This window comes from Serratia sp. 506_PEND (assembly GCF_001076875.1).
Taxonomy (GTDB): domain Bacteria; phylum Pseudomonadota; class Gammaproteobacteria; order Enterobacterales; family Enterobacteriaceae; genus Serratia; species Serratia marcescens.
In genome coordinates this window covers 1-3013 of sequence record NZ_JVEL01000151.1, presented here as the reverse complement: position 1 = coordinate 3013, position 3013 = coordinate 1, and the positions used below count along the sequence as shown (strand labels likewise).

General features: G+C 60.3%; 3 protein-coding genes and 1 pseudogene. All 4 read left to right on the top strand.

The window, feature by feature from the left end:
* The first annotated feature begins 72 nt into the window (after positions 1–72).
* Positions 73–711, top strand: a complete 639-nt coding sequence (tmk, locus tag ADK28_RS04000; protein ID WP_016928188.1) for a dTMP kinase — start codon at positions 73–75, stop codon at positions 709–711.
* Positions 711–1718: a DNA polymerase III subunit delta' gene (gene holB / locus ADK28_RS03995; protein ID WP_033640744.1), complete on the top strand. Its 1008-nt coding sequence runs from the start codon at positions 711–713 to the stop codon at positions 1716–1718. The genes tmk and holB overlap by 1 nt, the downstream gene beginning before the upstream one ends.
* 19 nt (positions 1719–1737) lie before the next feature.
* Entirely contained in the window at positions 1738–2514 is a 777-nt protein-coding gene (locus ADK28_RS03990) for a metal-dependent hydrolase (RefSeq protein WP_033633350.1), read from the top strand.
* A 342-nt stretch (positions 2515–2856) separates the two neighbouring features.
* Positions 2857–3013, top strand: a pseudogene (locus tag ADK28_RS29690) (PTS glucose transporter subunit IIBC); the annotation flags it as partial.

The following is a 3013-nucleotide window of genomic DNA, read 5'->3' as shown; positions in this document are numbered from 1 at the left end:
ATACCTTCACCACCAATCTGGCGAGCCATAACCAGGCGGTGCGCGTGTACCGTCAGGCGTTAAAGGAAAAGAATGAAAAGTAAATTCGTTGTAATTGAAGGGCTGGAAGGCGCGGGCAAAACCACCGCGCGCGATACGGTGGTCAATGTGCTGCGTGAACATGGCATCAACGATATCGTCTTCACCCGTGAGCCCGGCGGCACGCCGCTGGCGGAGAAGCTGCGCGATCTGTTCAAGCGCGGCATCGACGGCGAATTGCCGACCATCAAGGCCGAAGTCTTGATGCTGTACGCTGCGCGCGTGCAGCTGGTGGAAACCGTGATCAAACCCGCCCTGGCGCGCGGCGCCTGGGTGGTGGGCGATCGCCACGATCTCTCTTCACAGGCTTACCAGGGCGGCGGCCGCGGTGTGGATCCGCAGCTGATGACCTCGCTGCGCGACACCGTGCTGGGGGATTTCCGCCCGGATTTGACGGTCTATCTCGATCTGCCGCCGCTGGTCGGCCTGCAACGCGCGCAGGCGCGCGGCCAGCTGGATCGCATCGAACAGGAGGCGCTGCCGTTCTTTGAACGCACCCGCGCTCGCTATCTCGAGCTGGCGGCGCAGGATGAAACCATCGTCACCGTCGACGCCGCCCAGCCGCTGGAGCAGGTGACCGCGGCGATCCGCGACTGCGTCGGCCACTGGCTGCGGCAGCAGGAAGGCGCATAATGAACTGGTACCCGTGGCTGAACGGCCCTTATCGCCAGCTGATTGGGCAGTACGCTGAGGGCCGTGGCCATCATGCGCTGCTGCTGCACGCGGCGGCGGGCAATGGTGACGATGCGCTGGCCTACGGCTTGAGCCGCTGGTTGATCTGCCAACAGCGCAACGGCGAAAAAAGCTGCGGCGAGTGTCACAGCTGCCGGCTGATGCTGGCGGGCAACCACCCGGATTATCATGTGCTGGCGCCGGAAAAGGGCAAGAGCAGCCTGGGTATCGAACCGATTCGCCAGGTGATTGAAACGCTGTACGCTCACGCTCAACAGGGCGGCGCCAAGGTGATTTGGCTGCCGCAGGCGGAACAGCTGACCGAGGCGGCGGCCAACGCGCTGTTGAAAACGCTGGAAGAGCCGCCGGAGAAAACCTATTTTCTGCTGGGTTGCCGTGAGCCGTCGCGGCTGATGGCGACGTTGCGCAGCCGCTGCCTGTACTGGCATTTGGCCAGCCCGGATGAACAACTCAGCCTGCAGTGGCTGAGCCGGCAGGCGGCCGGCTCTCAGACGGACCGCCTCACGGCGCTGCGCCTGCACGACGGCGCGCCGCTGGCCGCCGAACAGCTGTTGCAGCCGCAGCAGTGGCAGCAGCGCAGCGCGCTGTGCGCCGCCTTGAGCGCCGCGCTGCCGCAGCGCGATATGCTGTCGCTGCTGCCGGCGCTGAACCATGAAGACGTCGCCGAGCGCCTGCACTGGCTGTGCGCGCTGCTGGTGGACGCCATGAAGTGGCAGCAGGGCGCGCATCACTATGTATTGAATCAGGATCAGCAGCCGCTGGTGCATCAGTTGGCCAGCCTGCTGAGCAGCGCCTCGCTGCAACAGATCGTGCAGCAGTGGTTGAACTGCCGCCATCAGCTGCTCAGCGTGGTGGGCGTCAACCGCGAGCTGCTGCTGACCGAACAGTTACTTCGCTGGGAACAGATGCTTGGCGCCGCCGGCTATTCCCACCCTCACTCGCTGTAAAGTTAAAGAGTTAAACATTATGTTGTTAGTCGATTCTCATTGCCACCTTGACAGTCTGGATTATCAGACGCTGCACCAGAATGTGGACGACGCGCTGGCCAAGGCCAAAGCGCGCGACGTCGGCTATGTGCTGGCGGTCGCCACCACGTTGCCGGGTTACCGTTCCATGACCGAACTGATCGGCGAGCGCAACGACGTGGCCTTCTCGTGCGGGGTGCATCCGCTCAATCTGGAAGAGGGTTATGATTACGCCGAACTGCGTCGCCTGGCGGCGGCGGAGCAGGTGGTGGCGCTGGGAGAGACCGGGCTCGATTACTTCTACCAGAAAGACAACCTTGAGCTGCAGCAGGACTCTTTCCGCGAACATATCCGCATTGGCCGGGATCTGAACAAGCCGGTGATCGTCCACACCCGCGATGCGCGCGCGGACACGCTGGCGATCCTGCGTGAAGAGAATGCACAGGACTGCGGCGGCGTGCTGCACTGCTTCACCGAAGATCTGGCCACGGCCGAAGCCCTGTTGGATCTGGGCTTCTACATCTCTTTCTCCGGTATCGTCACCTTCCGCAATGCCGAACAGTTGCGCGAAGTGGCGCGTTATGTGCCGCTGGATCGCATTTTGGTGGAAACCGACTCGCCGTACCTGGCGCCGGTGCCGCATCGCGGCAAAGAAAACCAACCCGCCTATGTGCGTGATGTGGCTGAATACATGGCGGTATTGAAGGGCGTTAGCCTGGAACAACTGGCCGAAGCCACCACCGCCAACTTTTCACGCTTATTTCACCTCGATCTGTGATCTTTGACCTAGGCTATAGCTGTAGGTCATTGTCTGCGTAATTTTTTTTAAGCTCGTAATTAATCACTGAAACGGGTAAGGTTCCCTCCCGTTTCAAGGTGGTTGGCGCGCGTTTTTTGCTCTGTTTTGCCAAAAAAACGCCGATTTTTGCAAAGTTGCGCGGCTCGATCATCGAAACGTGATTGTCATCAAACATTGCGCAGGCTATTTATTTTACTCTGCGTAATAAATTCAAGGGGTGCTCAGACACCCTGAATTGCAGGGGTTTTTCTCCCCCCCTTGCAGCGCGAATCATCGCGACAAGAAGTAGCAAAGCATTATTACTCAGGAGCACACTCAACTATGTTCAAGAACGCATTTGCAAACCTGCAAAAAGTAGGTAAATCGCTCATGCTGCCGGTGTCCGTGTTGCCTATCGCAGGTATCCTGCTGGGCGTCGGCTCCGCCAACTTTAGCTGGCTACCTGCGGTAGTCTCCCACGTGATGGCGGAAGCGGGCG